Below are 17,347 nucleotides of genomic sequence, written 5' to 3' on the forward strand. Positions count from 1 at the left end.
GTCATGCCACGGATCGAGCGGTGACGAACGGCCCGCACCCGGGTTCCGGGTGCGGGCCGCTTCGGTGTGCGGTGTCAGCCCGTGGCGAGGGTGAACACGTGCAGGTCCCCGTCCCGCGGGAGCGTGACGCTCTTGATCTGCTTGCCCGCCGGGGCCCGGTACGGCTTGGTGGCGAAGACGTACGTCGTCACCGGATCCTTGTCCGCGCCGGCGACATTGCGGTACGCGGTCCTGGCGACGACCTCGTTGCCGTACTGCACGGTGCCGCCCCCGCCGCCGACGGTCCAGTCCGTGAAGGACAGGTCGACGGTGTCGGTGGTGCCGTCCGTGTAGGTGACGGTCGCCTCGGTCTGCTGGTTGCCGTTGACGGCACTGCCGATGAAGGACAAGGAGGCTGCCGCCGAGGGCAGTTGAAGGGTCCGGCCGTTCCCCGTGGCGTTGTCGGGGCGGCCGGCGGGCGAGGCCGGCCAGGTGAAGGCGAGACCGTCGACCGTGACCTGCTTGCCCGGGGTGAGCCCGGCCGCGGCGAGCGCCTGGCGGGAGTAGCTCCAGCCGCCGCCGTCGAAGTCGGCCTCGTCGTGAGCGCCGTCGTCGTCGGAGACGCCGGTGTTGTCGTAGGCGGCGAGGAGGGTGCCCGGGGCGGCCACGGTGAGCGACACCGGCTGCTCGTACGAGGTGTCGCCCGAGGTGACCGAGACCTTGACGTCGGCGAAGCCCTGCCCGGCGTCCTTCGCCGCCGTGAGGGTGATCTCCTGGGCTCCGTCGGTGACCGTGCCCTCGGCGGGCGTGGCCGTGATCCCGGCCGGGGTCTCGGCCCTGAACCGCACCTCGGGGCCGGTGCCGCCGGTCAGGGACAGCGCGCGGATGCCGATCTTCGTGCTGTCGCCGGGCGCGAGGGTGGCGGCGGTGGGACCGACGCCGATCTGGTACGGCTGCTCGCCGTCGCGGAAGGAGGGCGGCGGACTGTCCGCGCCCCAGCCGCGGTCCGGCGTGCCGGACAGGGTGAAGTCGAGCCGGCCGCCGTCCCGGACGAACGAGGCGGGCAGCCAGGGGCGGTCACTGCTGCGGCCGTCGACCTCGAGGGAGCGGACGTACGGCGCGTCGGCCGCGGCTCCGCTCGCGCGGACGGAGATGTCGTTCCCGTGCGGCCGGTCGATCTCGATCCGCTCGAACAGCGGTGAGGCCAGGACGAGTTCGGCACGGGAGGGCACCTGTGGATACATGCCGAGGGCCGAGAAGACGTACCAGGCGGACATCGCGCCGAGGTCGTCGTTGCCCGGGATCCCTCCGGGCTCGGTCGACCACAGCTGCCGCATGGCCGCGCGGACGGTCTCCTGCGTCTTGTAGGGGGCGCCCGCGTAGGCGTACAGGTACGGGACGTTGATCGACGGCTCGTTGTCCAGCTCGGACTTGGTGCCGTCGTCGCCGGTGAAGGCCCAGCTGCCGTCGGCGTTGTGGAAGAAGGAGTCGAGGCGGGCGACGGCCTTGTCCGTGCCGCCCATCGCGGCGAAGAGGCCGGCCTGGTCGTGCGGGATCATCCAGGTGTACTGGGCGGCCGTGCCCTCCACGAACCCGTTGCCGGTGCCGGGGATGAAGCCGGTGACCCAGCTGCCGTCGGCCTTGCGGTTGGCGATGTAGCCGCCGTGGGGGTCGCCCGGCGCGTCCGGGACCGCGGGAGGGCCGGCGGCGATGTTGAAGTTGTTCTGCCACCACTGGGCGCGCCGGGCGAAGGCGGCCGCCGTGCTCTTCCGCCCCGCCGCGGCGGCGAGCTGGGCGAGGGAGAAGTCGGCCGTGGACATCTCCAGGGTCTCGGCGGCGCCGCCCCAGGCGTTGGACACCGACGGCATGTAGTGCTTGACCAGGTACGTGTCCAGGGAGGGCCGCTGTCCCACGGACAGGACCGGTTTGCCCGCCGGTGACCGGTCCCGCGCGGTCGGCACCGTGGCCGCCCGCACCAGCGAGTCCAGTGCGCCGCGCAGGTCGAAGTCCGTGCCGCCGAAGGCGCGGATGCCGGCCAGGGCGGTGGGCGAGGGGTCGCCGTTCATGACGTGGGTGCCGCTCGCGCCGTGCAGCCAGCGGTCCCACACGCCGCCGTTCTGCCGGGCCAGCTCGTACAGGGACTGGGCGATCTCCGAGCCGGTGCGCGGGTCGAGCAGGGTCAGCAGCTGCACCTGGTCCCGGTAGACGTCCCAGCCGGAGAAGGTGCCGTACTGCGCCCGGTGGCCCCGGCCGACGGTGTGCACCTTGCCGTCGCTGCCGCGGTACCTGCGGTCGGCGTCGCTGATCACGTTCGGATGCAGCAGCGCGTGGTACAGCGCGGTGTAGAAAGTGGTGCGCTCGGCGTCCGTGCCCCCGCCGACCCGGACGGCGCCCAGACGCTCCCGCCAGGCCCGCCGGGCCTGGTCCCGGACGGCGTCGAAGGAGCGCCCCGGCGGATTCTCGGCGGCGAGGTTCGCCGCGGCCGCGGCCTCGCTGACGTAGGAGATGCCGACCTTGACGTTCACCGGGCCGTCGCCGGGCGTGAACTCGACGTAGCCGCCCGCGCCCTTCCCCGCGACCGGCCGCCCGCCCTGCGCGAAGCCGCCGGTGCCGCCGGCGGCCTTGAGCGAGCCGGGGTCCAGCCTGTCGTCGTGCCAGGTGCCGGCGGCCTTGAAGGCACGGTCGAAGCGGGCGGTGAAGTAGAGGGTGTAGTAGGAGCGCCGGCCCTCGGGGTCGAGGTAGCCGCAGAAGTTCCCGGAGGTGACCGAGCCGGAGACGGTCCGGGTGGCCGGGTCGATCGTGATCGCCGAGTCCTGCGAGCCCACCTCGGAGTTTGCGGTGCGCACGAGGAGGGAGGCGGGTTTGCCGGCCGGGTAGGTGAAGCGGGCCGAGCCGGTGCGCGCGGTGGCGGTGAGGTCGGCGGTGACGCCGGAGGCGAGGCCGGCCTTGTAGTGGCCCGGCTCGGCGGTCTCGTCGGCGTGGCTGAAGTCCGCGGCGTAGACGGCGTCCTTCGTGTCGCTCGCCGGGGAGGAGGTGACCTCGCCCGGGTACGGGAAGAACGGGATGTCGCCGCTGCCGCCCGCGCAGCCGGTGCCGGACATGTGGGTGAGGCTGAAGCCGCGGATGCGGGTGGCGTCGTACTGGTAGCCGCCCGGGGCGGCGGTTCGCGTCGCATCGCCGCGGGTGTTCTCCGGGCTCCAGGAGAGCATGCCGAAGGGCACGACGGCACCCGGGAAGACGTCACCGCCGTTCTTGGTGCCGATCAGCGGATCGACGTAACGGGTCGGGTCCTTGACGAGGCCGGGTGGAGCTGCGGCCGCCGCGAGGGCGGGGGTTGTGGTGTCGCCGGTCGCGAGCAGCGCGGCCAGCAGCAGGGACGTGGGTCTGAAACGCATGGCGCGGCCCTTCCTCCTGACGGACGGGTCGCGCACCACGGGTCGCACAAGCCGCAGGGACAGTAGCGTGCGCCAGCGGTACCACGGAAGACCGCGTGCTCCTGCGCAGGCGCACGCCGGCATCACCCGGTCGGGCTACACCAAGTGGGTTGACATCGTTGTCCGTTGAGGCGGTAGAGTCATGTACAGACCAGAAGACAACGTTGTCGCGCTCCTGTCGGGCGCACAAGCCGCGGATTTTTCCACTATCTTGTGCCACCCCCTCCGGGCAGGGAACCCCACCCCCCTCACCTGCCCGGCTCGCGGACCCGGTGCACTGCCCCACCGGGTCCGCCCCGAGCACATCAAGCCCTCCCGAGGGTGCGACGCAGCGTGACTGCCGTGACGAGAGTGACCACGTGGGGTACACGAGGCGGCAAAACATGCGTCCATCTTGTGGACCCCCATAGTCACGGAGTTGACCCAGTGCTACAAATGCGGCATGTCGGACCTATTCGCCCGATTCAGGCGTACCGCATGGCGAGCCGTGGTCGGCAGGAGCCCGCGCAGCGTCGCCGGACAGGTCCTGCTCGTGCAGGTGGCGCTCGTGGTACTGCTGGTCATCTGCGGCGTCATCGCTCTCGTCCTGCAGTCGGAACGTGACACCAGCACGGAGGCCAGGCGGCGTTCCATAGCCGTCGCGCAGACCTTCGCGCACTCCCCTGGCATCGTGGAGGCGCTGCGCAGCCCCGATCCGTCGAAGACGCTCCAGCCGCTCGCCGAGACGGGACGGAAGTCCGCGGGCGTCGACTTCATCGTGGTCATGGACACCAAGGGCATCCGGTACACCCATCCCCTGCCGGGCAAGATCGGCCAGCGGTTCGTGGGCACGATCGAGCCGTCGCTGGCCGGGAAGGTCTACACGGAGAGCGTCCACGGCCCGCTCGGCGACGAGGTGCAGGCGACCGTTCCCGTCCGGGACGACGACGGCCACGTGATCGCTCTGGTCTCCGCCGGGCTGAAGGTGAAGAACGTGACCAGCCAGGTGGCCCGGCAGCTGCCGATCATCCTGGCCGCCGGTGCCGGGGCGCTCGTGGTGTCCACCGGGGGCACGGCTCTGGTGGGCCGCAGGCTGCGGCGGCAGACCCACAGCCTGGCCCCGGACGAGATGACCCGGATGTACGAGCACCACGACACGGTGCTGCACTCGGTGCGCGAGGGCGTGCTCATCGTCGCCGACGACGGGCAGCTGCTGCTCGCCAACGACGAGGCGCTGCGCCTGCTGGAGCTGCCCGCGGAGGTCGAGGGGCGCAATGTGCGGGAGCTGTCGGGCCTGGACCCCGCCACGGTCGAGCTGCTCGTCTCCGGGCGCGAGGCGAGCGACGAGGTGCACTTCACCGGCGGACGGCTGCTCGCGGTCAACCAGCGGCACACGGACCGCGCAGGCTGCCCCGGGAGCACCGTGGTGACGCTCCGCGACTCCACCGAACTGCAAGCGGTGTCGGGCCGGGCCGAGGTCACCAGGGAGCGGCTGGAGCTGCTGTACGACGCGGGTCTCGGCATCGGCACCACGCTCGACGTGATCAGCACGGCCGACGAGCTGGCGAAGGTCGCCGTACCGCGGTTCGCCGACTTCGTGACCGTGGACCTGGCGGACGCCGTGCTGCACGGCGAGGAGCCGGCGCCCACGGCGACGGACATGCGGCGTGTCGCCGTGGGCGGCATCCGCAACGACCACCCCCTCTACGAACAGGGCCGGCTGATCGACTTCCTGCCGTCCACGCCCCAGGCGCGCGGCTACGACTCCGGCCGCTCCGAGCTGGTCACCGACCTGTCGACCGCCGAGGGGTGGCTGGCCCAGGACCCGGAACGGACCCGGCAGATCCTCGACTACGGCATCCACTCGCTCATCACCGCCCCGATCCGGGCCCGCGGTGTCGTGCTGGGCATGGCCAACTTCTGGCGCTCCAAACGGGAGCCCTTCGACGAGGAGGAGCTGTCCCTCGCCGAGGAGCTGGTGGCCCGGGCCGCGGTCAGCATCGACAACGCCCGCCGGTACACCCGTGAGCACGCGCTGGCGGTCACCCTCCAGCGCAGTCTGCTGCCCCGGGCCCTGCCCGAGCAGAGCGCCCTGGAGGTCGGCTACCGCTACCTGCCCGCCCAGTCGGGCGTCAGCGGCGACTGGTTCGACGTGATCCCGCTGCCCGGCGGGCGAGTCGCGCTAGCCGTCGGCGACGTCGTCGGCCACGGTCTGCACGCCGCGGCGACGATGGGCCGGCTGCGGACCGCGGTGCACAACTTCTCCACGCTCGACCTGCCGCCCGACGAGCTGCTCAGCCACCTGGACGAGCTGGTCGGCCGCATCGACCAGAACGAGGTCTGTCCCGAGTCGTCCGGGGAGATCGTGGGCGCCACCTGCCTGTACGCGATCTACGACCCCGTGACCCGCCGCTGCGTCATGGCCCGGGCCGGGCACCTGGCGCCCGCGCTGGTCGCGCCGGACGGCAGTGTCAGCTTCCCGGACGTGCCCGCCGGGCCGCCGCTGGGTCTGGGCGGCCTGCCGTTCCAGACGGCCGAGCTGGAACTGGACGAGGGCAGCCAGCTCGTGCTGTACACGGACGGCCTCATCGAGGACCGGGAACGTGACCTGGACGAGGGCATGGAGCTGCTGCGCCGGGCGCTGGCCGGGCACCCCGGCCGGTCTCCGGAGGAGAGCTGCGGGGCGGTGCTGGCCGAGTTGCTGCCCGAGCGCCCGAGGGACGATGTCGCCCTGCTCATCGCCCGCATCCAGGCGCTGCCGTCCGAGAACGTCGCCGACTGGGACGTGCCGCGCGACCCGGCGGCCGTGTCGGGGATGCGTCAGGCGGTGTCCGGGAAGCTCGAGGAGTGGGGCCTGGCCGAGCTGGGCTTCGGCATGGAACTCGTGCTGAGCGAGCTGATCACCAACGCCATCCGCTACGGCTCCGACCCGGTCCATGTGCGGCTGATCCGGGACCGCACGCTGATCTGCGAGGTCAGCGACGGCAGCAGCACCTCGCCGCATCTGCGGTACGCCGCATCGACCGACGAGGGCGGCCGGGGCCTGTTCCTGGTCTCGCAGCTGGCCGAGCGCTGGGGTACCCGGTACACGCCGCACGGCAAGGTGATCTGGGCCGAGCTGGCCCTGCCGGACCTCGACGCGCTCCTGGCCGGCTGAGCGGGCGCGTCGGGCCCGAGACTGCCCCACGGCATACGAGACACCAGACGGCGCACCGCCGACGTTTCACGCCCCCCTTGTGCGCCCTCTCGCTCCCGTCCGGCGAAACACGGGCGGCCTTCCGGGATCGGGGGCGGCCCGTCGTGCGTTGGAGGAGGCGAAGGGGGCAGACGGGCACTGCCCGGAATTTGCGCCATGCTCCATCAGCTCTATGCAGAAAGCTGACGGCATAATGGAGATGTCCAACAGCTTGGAGCTTTCTGTGCATGGCCGATCGGGTTCGGGGTACGTGCACGGTCGAAGGAGCGGCGATGACACCCCCTGTGGACCCCAGCCTCAATCGGCGCAAACTGCGCCTTGCCCTGCGACAGGCACGTGAGCGCGCCGGACTGAGCCAACGCCAGGCCGCGGAGCGGGTCGAGTGGTCGCAGTCCAAGCTGATCCGTGTGGAGACCGGCACGGTCAGCGTGTCCGTCAGCGACCTTCGGGCGCTGCTCGGTCTGTACGACGTCACCGACCCGGACCGGGTCCACGAGCTGGAGGAGGCCGCGCGGGGAAGCAAGGGCCCCAGCTGGTGGTCCCAGTACCACGAGGTCGTCACCCCGCAGTTCGCCCAGTATCTGGGCTACGAGAGCGCCGCGACCTCCCTGAGCACGTACCACCCCATCGTGGTCCCGGGACATCTCCAGACCCGCGGCTACGCCGAGGCGCTCCTCGCCCCGCGCGGCCTGGAACCCGAACGGGCCAGGCGCGTCGTGGACCTGAGGATGGAGCGGCAGCAACGGATGTTCGACGGCGCCAGGGGCCCCGTCGCCACGCTCGTCCTGGACGAGGCCGCCGTGCGCCGGGAGATCGGCGGGAAGGACGTGCTCGCCGCGCAGCTGGAGCACCTGCTCGACCTCGGCGCCCGCGACCGGGTACGACTGCGCGTCCTGCCCTTCTCGGCCGGCGCGCACTACAGCACCCTGGGCAGCTTCGTCCTGCTGGGTTTCCCGGACGACGACGATCTGCTGTACCTGGAGTACGCGGCGGGCAGCATGACCGGCGGCGAGGACATGGAGCTGCTGGCCCGCTATCAGGAGTGCTTCCAAACGATCATGGATCTTGCGCTCGGTGACACCGAGTCCCTCGACCTGATCGGTCGCATCAGGCAGGACCTCGGGGCCCGCTAGTACACGCGGCTTCCGTGGGCGGCGGAGCCAGGGGGAGGACCGACGTGGTCTTCAGGTCGATATGGCAGGGTCTGCAGAACCTTGCCCTCACCAACGGACCCGGCGCTGAGGCGGCCGGACTGTCCGACGAGGAGCTCAAGGCTCAGGCCATGCAGAGCCCGGAGCTCACCCGGAATCTGATAGCGATAGAGGAGGCACGCGGCCGGAATCAGATAGCCGTGGAGCGGGCGCGCGGCCGGGCGGACCACGGGTGGAAGGTGCAAGTCGCGCTGATCGCGGGCGTGGTGATCCTCGGATCCCTCGCCATAGCGGCCTGGGCGCTCGTGTCGCTGCATGCGGCCGGGCATCTGAGGCTGCCCTGGCCGAGAATAGCCACCGTGGCGGGCACTTTCATGGGAACCACCCTGCTCGCACTGGTGACCGCGGTGATGCGCAAGCGCCACAAACAGCGCGGTGCCGCCGCTACTGCTCCGGGGAACCGGACGCAGAACGGTGCGCAAGGCGATCAGAATCAGGTCGGAGCGCCGTAGGCCCGCCCTCGGCCCACCACAGACCCGCCCCGACGGCCACGGCGACGGCGACCGCGACCCACAGGATCCGCCGCGCCGTCACGCTGTCGACCAGCATCGAGGCGAGTGCCGCGGCGAGCGTCGCCGCCGCACCCGCGCCGACGGAGAGCGCGATCACCCCGGTCACGGCCCGTTTGGGCCTTGCCGCCCGGCCTTCTCCCGCATGCTGTACTGCAGATGCCTCGGCACGCATATGTCCCCCTACCAGTCGCCGGTGGCTCGATGAGAACGTCACAGGCCGTGCGGATCCACTCGGGTGACGGCACGGAGGAACTCCGTCCAGGCGCCGGCGGTGAAGGACAGCGGCGCAGCTCGAGGATGCTTGGAGTCGCGCGCGAGTACCCGGCCTGTGCGCACGGCGACCTCCAGGCATTCGTTCTCATTGCCACACATGCTGCTTCTGCGCCATAAGGGTTCCCCCTCATGCCCCACCTCAGCCCCTCCTGCTCCCCCGATGTGCCTGGACTGCGGGCCCCGTTCATGTTAGTGGACGGTTGTGCACTGCCGCAGGCGAGTACCCCGAAAAGCGGGAACGGACCCCCCGTCGTCCCCACCACCCGTGGCACCCGGAAGACTACTCTCAGCTACCGGGGCCAAGCGTAGGAGACGCCTGCCCTTCTCTTCCATACCTGAACCGGTCGAAGTGGCCTACGCCTTCGGGCGTTCTTCCGGCTCGACACCTTGCCCGGTACGGTGCGCGCGAAGAGCGAAGGGCCGCACCCCCGATGCCGGGGGTGCGGCCCTGAACCGCCTGCCTGGGTCCCTTACTTGCGGATCAGGCTGCGCAGCACGTACTGCATGATGCCGCCGTTGCGGTAGTAGTCGGCCTCACCGGGGGTGTCGATGCGGACGACCGCGTCGAACTCGACACCGGTGTCGGTGGTGACCTTGACCGTGCGCGGCGTGGTGCCGTCGTTCAGCTCGGTGACGCCGGTGATGGAGAAGGTCTCCTCGCCGGTCAGGCCGAGGGACGCGGCGGAGGCGCCCTCCGGGAACTGCAGCGGCAGGACGCCCATGCCGATGAGGTTCGAGCGGTGGATGCGCTCGTAGGACTCGGCGATGACGGCCTTCACGCCGAGCAGCGCGGTGCCCTTGGCGGCCCAGTCGCGGGACGAGCCGGAGCCGTACTCCTTGCCCGCGAGGACGACGAGCGGGATGCCCTGCTCGATGTAGTTGCGGGAGGCGTCGTAGATGAAGGAGACCGGGGCGCCGTCCTGGGTGAAGTCGCGGGTGTAGCCGCCCTCGGTGCCCGGCGCGATCTGGTTGCGCAGGCGGATGTTGGCGAACGTACCGCGGATCATGACCTCGTGGTTGCCGCGGCGCGAGCCGTAGCTGTTGAAGTCACGACGCTCGACGCCGTGCTCGGTGAGGTACTTGCCGGCCGGGGTGTCGGCCTTGATCGCACCGGCCGGGGAGATGTGGTCGGTGGTGACCGAGTCGCCCAGCTTGGCGAGTACGCGGGCACCGGCGATGTCGGTGACCGGGGCCGGCTCCGGCTGCATGCCCTCGAAGTACGGGGGCTTGCGGACATAGGTCGACTCGGCGTCCCACTCGAAGGTGTTGCCGGTGGGGACCGGCAGGGACTGCCACTGGGCGTCGCCCGCGAAGACGTCCTGGTAGGACTTGTTGAACATGTCCTCGCCGATGGCGTTGGCCACGACGTGGTTGACCTCGGCCTCGGTCGGCCAGATGTCGGTCAGGTAGACCGGCTTGCCGTCCTGGTCGGTGCCGAGCGCGTCCTTGGTGATGTCCACCTTCATGGAGCCCGCGAGGGCGTACGCGACGACCAGCGGCGGGGAGGCCAGGTAGTTCATCTTGACGTCGGGGTTGATACGGCCCTCGAAGTTCCGGTTGCCGGAGAGGACCGAGGTGACCGCGAGGTCGTGGTCGTTGACGGCCTTGGAGACCTCCTCCGGCAGCGGGCCGGAGTTGCCGATGCAGGTGGTGCAGCCGTAACCGACCAGGTTGAAGCCGACCTTGTCGAGGTACGGGGTCAGGCCCGCCTTGTCGAAGTAGTCGGTGACGACCTTGGAGCCCGGGGCGAGGGTGGTCTTGACCCACGGCTTGCGGGTCAGGCCCTTCTCGACCGCCTTCTTGGCCACCAGGGCGGCGGCGACCATGACGTAGGGGTTCGAGGTGTTGGTGCAGGAGGTGATGGCCGCGACCGTCACCGCACCGTGGTCGAGGGTGTAGGTCGTGCCGTCGGGGGCGGTGACCTGGACCGGGTTCGACGGGGCGCCGTTCGGGTGGACGGCCGGGGCGTCGGAGGCCGGGAAGGACTCGACACCCGCCTCGTCCACCTCGTCGACGTAGTTGCGGACGTCCAGCTTGAACTGCTCGGCGGCGTTCGCGAGGACGATGCGGTCCTGCGGGCGCTTCGGTCCGGCGATGGAGGGGACGACCGTGGAGAGGTCCAGCTCGAGCTTCTCGGAGAAGTCGGGCTCGGCCTGCGGGTCCAGCCAGAGGCCCTGCTCCTTGGCGTACGCCTCGACGAGCGCGACCTGCTGCTCGCTGCGGCCGGTGAGCTTGAGGTAGTTCAGGGTCTCGTCGTCGATCGGGAAGATCGCGGCGGTGGAGCCGAACTCCGGCGACATGTTGCCGATGGTGGCACGGTTCGCGAGCGAGGTGGCGGCCACGCCTTCGCCGTAGAACTCGACGAACTTGCCGACGACACCGTGCTTGCGGAGCATCTCGGTGATCGTGAGCACGAGGTCGGTGGCGGTGGTGCCCGGCTGCAGCTCACCCGTCAGCTTGAAGCCGACGACGCGCGGGATGAGCATGGAGACCGGCTGGCCGAGCATGGCGGCCTCGGCCTCGATGCCGCCGACGCCCCAGCCCAGCACGCCCAGGCCGTTGACCATGGTGGTGTGCGAGTCGGTGCCGACGAGGGTGTCGGGGTAGGCCTGCCCGCCCCGCACCATGACGGTCCGCGCGAGGTGCTCGATGTTGACCTGGTGGACGATGCCGGTGCCCGGCGGGACGACCTTGAACTCGTCGAAGGCGGTCTGGCCCCAGCGCAGGAACTGGTAGCGCTCCTTGTTGCGGCCGTACTCCAGCTCGACGTTCTGCTTGAAGGCTTCGTTGGTGCCGAACTTGTCGGCGATGACGGAGTGGTCGATGACCAGCTCGGCCGGGGCCAGCGGGTTGATCTTCGCCGGGTCGCCGCCCAGCTCCTTCACGGCCTCACGCATCGTGGCGAGGTCCACGACACAGGGCACGCCGGTGAAGTCCTGCATGATCACGCGGGCCGGCGTGAACTGGATCTCCTGGGACGGCCGGGCCTGCGAGTCCCAGCTGCCGAGGGCACGGATGTGGTCGGCGGTGATGTTCGCGCCGTCCTCCGTGCGGAGCAGGTTCTCCAGCAGGACCTTGAGGCTGTACGGCAGGCGAGCGGAGCCCTCCACCTTGTCCAGCCGGAAGATCTCGTACGACTCGTCGCCCACCTGCAGCGTGCTGCGGGCGTCGAAGCTGTTCGCCGACACGACAGTCTCCTTCATTGATGTGCGCGTACCACCGTCAATCGTGCCGCCACGCCGGCTTGGCCGAACCAGTGAGGTCAGGCTAAGTTAGGCATGCCTTACCGGTGTGGCGGCTACGGTGCGCCTCGGCAGATATCTCGATGTCGAGATAACACTAATACATGGGCGCCGCCTGGTCATGCCCAACCCGGTCCGGCGCACACTCCGGGCCGGACCGGGCGGCGTCTACCAGCTCCGCTCGGCGTCCATCTTCGCGGGAGCCAGGGCGGTCACACGGCCATGGTCGCCGTACACGGACTTCCGCCAGTGGGCGAACACCTCGGCGGCGCGTTCCAGCTTGTCGTCCTCCCACACGCCGTAGTCGACCCATATGTCGGCCTCCGTGCGGCCGTCGTCCTCGGGCGTGCGGACGCAGACCCTTGTGACATGGGCGGCGATGGCGGCATCCGCCTTCGGGGCGCTCGTTCTCAGGTACGCGCGGAATTCACGGGTCATCGCGAACCAGCGGTGCGGCCCGGCCGCCGGCACGCCCGCGCCGTCGTCGTCCGTGGTGTCGTCCACGGGCGGCCCCTGGTCGTCGGACGTGGTGTCCGGGAGTTCCTGGTCGTCCGACGTGGTGTCCTCCCCGGGCGACCCCTGATCGTCCGACGTGGTGTCCTCCCCGGGCGACCCCTGATCGTCCGACGTGGTGTCCGGGAGTTCCTGGTCGTCCGACGTGGTGTCCTCTCCGGGCGGCCCTTGGTCGTCCGACGTGGTGTCGGGAAGTTCCTGGTCGTCGTCCGTGGTGTCCGCGACTCCCTCCTCGATGCGGCACGCCCTGTCGGTCACCGACGACGGTGTCGCCGGCGCGCCACCCCGCCCGGCGTCCGCGTGCTGCGTACCGCAGGAGACGAGCGAGCAGCAGCCGACGAGCAACGCGGCGAGGACGTAGCGACCTGTCCTGGTCTTCATGTGTATCCCCCTTCGGGCTCCGAGAGGGACGCACACGGGCCGGGGTTGCCTGGGCAACCGAGCGCCGTACGACATCGGATGATTTGCCCGTATCTTTCCGGCGCTCGACCTGCCGGTGCGCACAGTCTCGTTGACGACCCGTCACGGCCGTCACCCGAACGGACCCCCCAACGGGCGCCATCTCATATCTGAGATAACCTCAACCTCATGTCAGACGACTATCTCGTACGCATCGGCAAGCTCATCCGTGACGCCCGGCAACACCGAGGCTGGACACAGGCGCAGCTCGCGGAGGCGCTCGGCACCAGTCAGAGCGCGGTCAACCGCATCGAGCGCGGCAACCAGAACATCAGCCTTGAGATGATCGCCCGAATCGGTGAAGCCCTGGACAGCGAGATCGTGTCGCTGGGCTACGCGGGCCCGATGCATCTGCGCGTGGTCGGCGGTCGCCGTCTGTCCGGCGCCATCGACGTCAAGACCAGCAAGAACGCCTGCGTGGCCCTGCTGTGCGCCTCGCTGCTCAACAAGGGGCGCACGGTGCTGCGCCGGGTGGCGCGGATCGAGGAGGTGTACCGCCTGCTGGAGGTGCTCAACTCCATCGGCGTACGCACCCGCTGGATCAACGACGGCGTCGACCTGGAACTCGTCCCGCCCGCCGAACTGGAGATGGCGGCGATCGACGCGGAGGCGGCCGTCCGCACCCGCTCCATCATCATGTTCCTCGGCCCGTTGCTGCACCGCATGGACCACTTCAAGCTGCCGTACGCCGGCGGCTGCGACCTGGGCACCCGGACCATCGAGCCGCACATGATCGCGCTGCGCCGGTTCGGTCTGGACATCGCGGCCACCGAGGGCCAGTACCACGCACGGATCGACCGCTCGGTCCGCCCCGACCGGCCGATCGTGCTGACCGAGCGCGGCGACACGGTGACCGAGAACGCGCTGCTGGCCGCCGCCCGGCACGACGGCGTCACGGTCATCCGCAACGCCTCCTCCAACTACATGGTCCAGGACCTGTGCTTCTTCCTGGAGGCACTGGGCGTCGAGGTGGAGGGCATCGGTACCACCACGCTGACCGTGCACGGTGTGCCGGACATCGACGTCGACGTCGACTACTCCCCCTCCGAGGACCCGGTCGAGGCGATGAGCCTGCTGGCCGCGGCCGTGGTCACCGAGTCGGAGCTGACGGTGCGCCGGGTGCCGATCGAGTTCCTGGAGATCGAGCTGGCGGTCCTGGAGGAGATGGGCCTCGACCACGACCGCAGCCCCGAGTACTCCGCGGACAACGGCCGTACCCGGCTGGTGGACCTCACGGTCCGGCCCTCCAAGCTGGAGGCACCGATCGACAAGATCCACCCCATGCCGTTCCCGGGCCTGAACATCGACAACGTGCCCTTCTTCGCGGCGATCGCGGCGGTCGCGTCCGGCCAGACCCTGATCCACGACTGGGTCTACGACAACCGTGCGATCTACCTGACCGACCTCAACCGCCTCGGCGGGCGCCTCCAGCTCCTGGACCCGCACCGGGTGCTGGTCGAGGGCCCGACCCGCTGGCGCGCCGCCGAGATGATGTGCCCGCCGGCCCTGCGCCCCGCCGTGGTCGTCCTGCTGGCGATGATGGCCGCCGAGGGCACCTCGGTACTGCGGAACGTCTACGTGATCAACCGCGGTTACGAGGACCTCGCCGAACGCCTGAACACGATCGGCGCGCAGATCGAGATCTTCCGCGACATCTGACGCATCCGCCCCGCTGCACCCCCTCGTCGAGCCGCACCTGTGTGCTTCGAGAGGGGGTGCAGTGGCGTTCTGCGGCTCCGGGGACGCTTTCCGGGGCCGCCGATCGGGTGAAAGTGGCGCACCACGGCTGCCACCGGAATCCCGGGGATACGGTGCCGTCGCGGATTTTTCGCGGGCGTGGGGCCCGATCCGAAGTGGCAGCCTCCTGGCTGCCTGGCCAAACTGAAAAAGGTGGTTCGTGATCAGAGGCTGATCCGGTCGGCCATTGACGATCCGCATATCTCAGGAGATCGAATGGTGAAGCAGCCCTCCGAGGTCCCCATACCCGGGCCGGACGAACCTGCCGTCACCCTGAGCGACACCGTTTCGGCACGTACGGATACCGAGAGAATACTCGCAGAGACACTGGCCGAGCTCGTGGGCGCCGACCGGGTCCCGGTCGACGGTCACTTCTTCACGGATCTCGGTGCCAATTCCCTGGTCATGGCCCAGTTCTGCGCGCGGCTGAGAAAAGCACCGGACCTCCCGTCTCCCTCCATGAGGGATATCTACCGGCACCCCACGATTCGCGGTCTGACAACGGCTCTCGTGGACGCCGTACCCGCTTCCGCCGGTGGTCCCGCCGACTCCACAGCGGTGGCGCCACCGGTGACGCCGCCGGCGCCGGCGGTCCGCACGAGCCCGCTCGGACACCGGCTGTGCGGCACGGCCCAGCTGCTGTTCTTCCTGGTGTATTCCGGGGCTTCCGGTTACATCACCGCCGTCGGGTACGAGTGGATCGCCGCCGGTCCGGACCCGGCCTCGATCTACCTGCGGTCGCTGCTGTTCGGAGGCGCCGGATTCATCGCTCTGTGCACCTTCCCGGTCGTCGCGAAATGGCTTCTCGTGGGCCGCTGGCAGGAGGGCGATTTCCCCCTCTGGGGCCTGGCATACGTGCGCTTCTGGATCGTCAAGGTGCTGCTGCACGCGAATCCCATGCATTTCCTGGTCGGGACCCCGCTCTACGTGGTGTACCTGCGCGCTCTCGGCGCGCGGATCGGCAAGGGGGTCACGATCCTCACGCACTCCGTCCCGGTCTGCACGGACCTGCTCACGATCGGCGCGGGCACGGTGATCCGCAAGGAGTCGTACGTCCTCGGCTACCGGGCCCACGCGGGCCGCATCCAGACCGGCCGGGTCACCCTCGGCCGGGACGTGTTCATCGGCGAGAAGACGGTCCTGGACATCGACACCTCGATGGGCGACGGCGCCCAGCTGGGCCATTCCTCGTCCCTGCACCGCGGCCAGGCGGTCCCGGACGGCGAGAGCTGGCACGGCTCCCCGGCGGAGCCCGCGGGGATCGACCACGTACGGGTCCCACCGGCCAGGTGCGGCACCGCCCGCCGGACCTGGTTCGGCCTCGTCACGCTCCTGCAGCTGGTCTTCGTGTACGTTCCGCTCGCCGTCGGCGGGATGTACATGGTGTTCACCGGGATACCGGCGATCGGCAAACGGCTCGACCCGCAGACGGCCGTGCTGTCCCGGGCGGAGCTGATACCCGACGCGCTGGCCGTCTCGATGGTGCTGTTCGTCGGCTTCGTCGTCGTGGGCGTCGTCGCCCTGTACACCGTCCCGCGCCTGCTGAGTCTGATCGTCAGAGCGGACCGGGTCTATCCGCTCTACGGAATCCACTACACGCTGCACCGGCTGGCAGTCCGCATGACGAACATCAAGTTCTTCGCCTGGCTCTTCGGTGACAGCTCGTACATCGTGCACTATCTCCGCGGACTCGGTTACGACCTGTCACGCGTCGTGCAGACGGGTTCCAATTTCGGCACCGAAATGCAGCACGAGACGCCCTTCCTGGTCTCTGTCGGCAGCGGCACGATGGTGGCCGACGGACTCTCGGTGATCAATGCGGAGTATTCCAGTACGTCGTTCCGGTTGTCCCGGGCGTCCATCGGTGCACGTAACTTCCTGGGCAACAACATCGCCTATCCGATAGGCGGCAGGACGGGAGAGAACTGCCTCCTCGCGACGAAGGTGATGGTTCCGCTCGACGGTGAGGTCCGGGAGGGCGTGGGGCTTCTCGGTTCACCGAGCTTCGAGATACCTCGCTCCGTGGAACGGGACGCACGCTTCGACCATCTGCGAAAGGGCGACGAGCTGCACCGGCATCTCGCCGCTAAGAACCGTTACAACCTGCTCTCGATGGCCGGGATGCTGTTCGTGCGCTGGCTGCACGTCTTCGTTCTCACTTTGCTCGCTCTCGCCTCCGTGGACCTCTACGGCGTCGTCGGGCACATCGTGATCGGCGTATATCTGGCGATGACGCTCCTGATCTCCACCGCGTACTACATTCTGGTGGAGCGCTGTATGACGTCGTTCCGCAGACTGCGTCCCCAGCTGTGCTCCATCTACGACCGGAATTTCTGGTTGCACGAGCGCCTGTGGAAGATTCCGGTCCAGTACCTGAACATCTTCAACGGAACCCCCTTCAAGAGCCTCGTCTGGCGGCTGCTGGGTGTCAGGATGGGCAAAAGGGTGTTCGACGACGGCTGCTTCGTGACCGAGCGGACCCTCGCCGCCATCGGCGACGAGTGCACCCTCAACGCCGGAAGCAAGATCCAGTGCCACTCGCAGGAGGACGGCACGTTCAAGTCCGACGGCACCACGCTGGGCGCCGGCTGCACCCTGGGCGTCTGCGCCCATGTGCACTACGGCGTGACCATGGGCGACGGCTCGGTGCTGGCACCCGACTCCTTCCTCATGAAGGGCGAGGAAGTCCCCCAGAACGCGCAGTGGGGCGGCAATCCGGCCGTCGACATGCCCGAGACCGCCGGCCTGCCCTGCGGGCCGGAGCGGGCCGTGCGACCGTCCCCCGCGGCTGCCACGAGTTGAGGAAGGGCGA

9 protein-coding genes are annotated in these 17,347 nt (G+C 69.6%); 5 read left to right on the forward strand and 4 right to left on the reverse strand.

The window, feature by feature from the left end; translation table 11 throughout:
• Window positions 1-74: 74 nt before the first annotated feature.
• Window positions 75-3,374 (reverse strand): GH92 family glycosyl hydrolase, encoded by a 3,300-nt coding sequence (locus tag ACZ4SF_RS24235; protein ID WP_468387925.1) that lies wholly within the window; start codon window positions 3,372-3,374, stop codon window positions 75-77.
• Between the two features lie 481 nt (window positions 3,375-3,855).
• Between ACZ4SF_RS24235 and ACZ4SF_RS24240 the strand changes: the two genes are divergently transcribed.
• The 3 genes from ACZ4SF_RS24240 (at window position 3,856) to ACZ4SF_RS24250 (ending at window position 8,251) form a co-directional block, all read left to right on the forward strand.
• Window positions 3,856-6,549 carry a SpoIIE family protein phosphatase gene (locus ACZ4SF_RS24240; protein WP_468387927.1) on the forward strand — a complete coding sequence of 898 codons (2,694 nt, stop codon included), beginning with the start codon at window positions 3,856-3,858 and terminating at the stop codon, window positions 6,547-6,549.
• A gap of 311 nt (window positions 6,550-6,860) precedes the next feature.
• Window positions 6,861-7,721: a helix-turn-helix domain-containing protein gene (locus ACZ4SF_RS24245; protein WP_468387929.1), complete on the forward strand. Its 861-nt coding sequence runs from the start codon at window positions 6,861-6,863 to the stop codon at window positions 7,719-7,721.
• A 44-nt stretch (window positions 7,722-7,765) separates the two neighbouring features.
• Entirely contained in the window at window positions 7,766-8,251 is a 486-nt protein-coding gene (locus ACZ4SF_RS24250) for a hypothetical protein (protein WP_468387931.1), read from the forward strand.
• A gap of 270 nt (window positions 8,252-8,521) precedes the next feature.
• Here the strand turns inward: ACZ4SF_RS24250 and ACZ4SF_RS24255 are convergent, their stop codons facing one another.
• The 3 genes from ACZ4SF_RS24255 to ACZ4SF_RS24265 form a co-directional block, all read right to left on the reverse strand.
• Entirely contained in the window at window positions 8,522-8,722 is a 201-nt protein-coding gene (locus tag ACZ4SF_RS24255) for a DUF397 domain-containing protein (RefSeq protein WP_468387932.1), read from the reverse strand.
• A 332-nt stretch (window positions 8,723-9,054) separates the two neighbouring features.
• On the reverse strand, window positions 9,055-11,772 hold the full coding sequence (gene acnA / locus ACZ4SF_RS24260) for an aconitate hydratase AcnA (protein ID WP_468387934.1): 2,718 nt from the start codon (window positions 11,770-11,772) through the stop codon (window positions 9,055-9,057).
• A gap of 222 nt (window positions 11,773-11,994) precedes the next feature.
• On the reverse strand, window positions 11,995-12,720 hold the full coding sequence (locus ACZ4SF_RS24265; RefSeq protein ID WP_468387936.1) for a hypothetical protein: 726 nt from the start codon (window positions 12,718-12,720) through the stop codon (window positions 11,995-11,997).
• A 207-nt stretch (window positions 12,721-12,927) separates the two neighbouring features.
• Between ACZ4SF_RS24265 and ACZ4SF_RS24270 the strand changes: the two genes are divergently transcribed.
• Both ACZ4SF_RS24270 and ACZ4SF_RS24275 read left to right on the forward strand, forming a co-directional pair.
• On the forward strand, window positions 12,928-14,457 hold the full coding sequence (locus ACZ4SF_RS24270) for a helix-turn-helix domain-containing protein (protein ID WP_468387937.1): 1,530 nt from the start codon (window positions 12,928-12,930) through the stop codon (window positions 14,455-14,457).
• 294 nt (window positions 14,458-14,751) lie between these two features.
• The gene (locus ACZ4SF_RS24275; protein WP_468387939.1) at window positions 14,752-17,337 is read left to right on the forward strand and encodes a Pls/PosA family non-ribosomal peptide synthetase; all 2,586 of its coding nucleotides are present in this window, start codon (window positions 14,752-14,754) and stop codon (window positions 17,335-17,337) included.
• Window positions 17,338-17,347: the final 10 nt, after the last annotated feature.

The organism is Streptomyces sp. NPDC027663, from assembly GCF_055566415.1.

What these genes read in the sequence shown, in the direction of transcription:
- ACZ4SF_RS24235 (WP_468387925.1), bottom strand. Translation starts at nt 3,374, where the DNA reads ATGCGTTTCAGACCCACGTCCCTGCTGCTGGCCGCGCTGCTCGCGACC.
- ACZ4SF_RS24240 (WP_468387927.1), top strand. Translation starts at nt 3,856, where the DNA reads ATGTCGGACCTATTCGCCCGATTCAGGCGTACCGCATGGCGAGCCGTG.
- ACZ4SF_RS24245 (WP_468387929.1), top strand. Translation starts at nt 6,861, where the DNA reads ATGACACCCCCTGTGGACCCCAGCCTCAATCGGCGCAAACTGCGCCTT.
- ACZ4SF_RS24265 (WP_468387936.1), bottom strand. Translation starts at nt 12,720, where the DNA reads ATGAAGACCAGGACAGGTCGCTACGTCCTCGCCGCGTTGCTCGTCGGC.
- ACZ4SF_RS24270 (WP_468387937.1), top strand. Translation starts at nt 12,928, where the DNA reads ATGTCAGACGACTATCTCGTACGCATCGGCAAGCTCATCCGTGACGCC.
- ACZ4SF_RS24275 (WP_468387939.1), top strand. Translation starts at nt 14,752, where the DNA reads ATGGTGAAGCAGCCCTCCGAGGTCCCCATACCCGGGCCGGACGAACCT.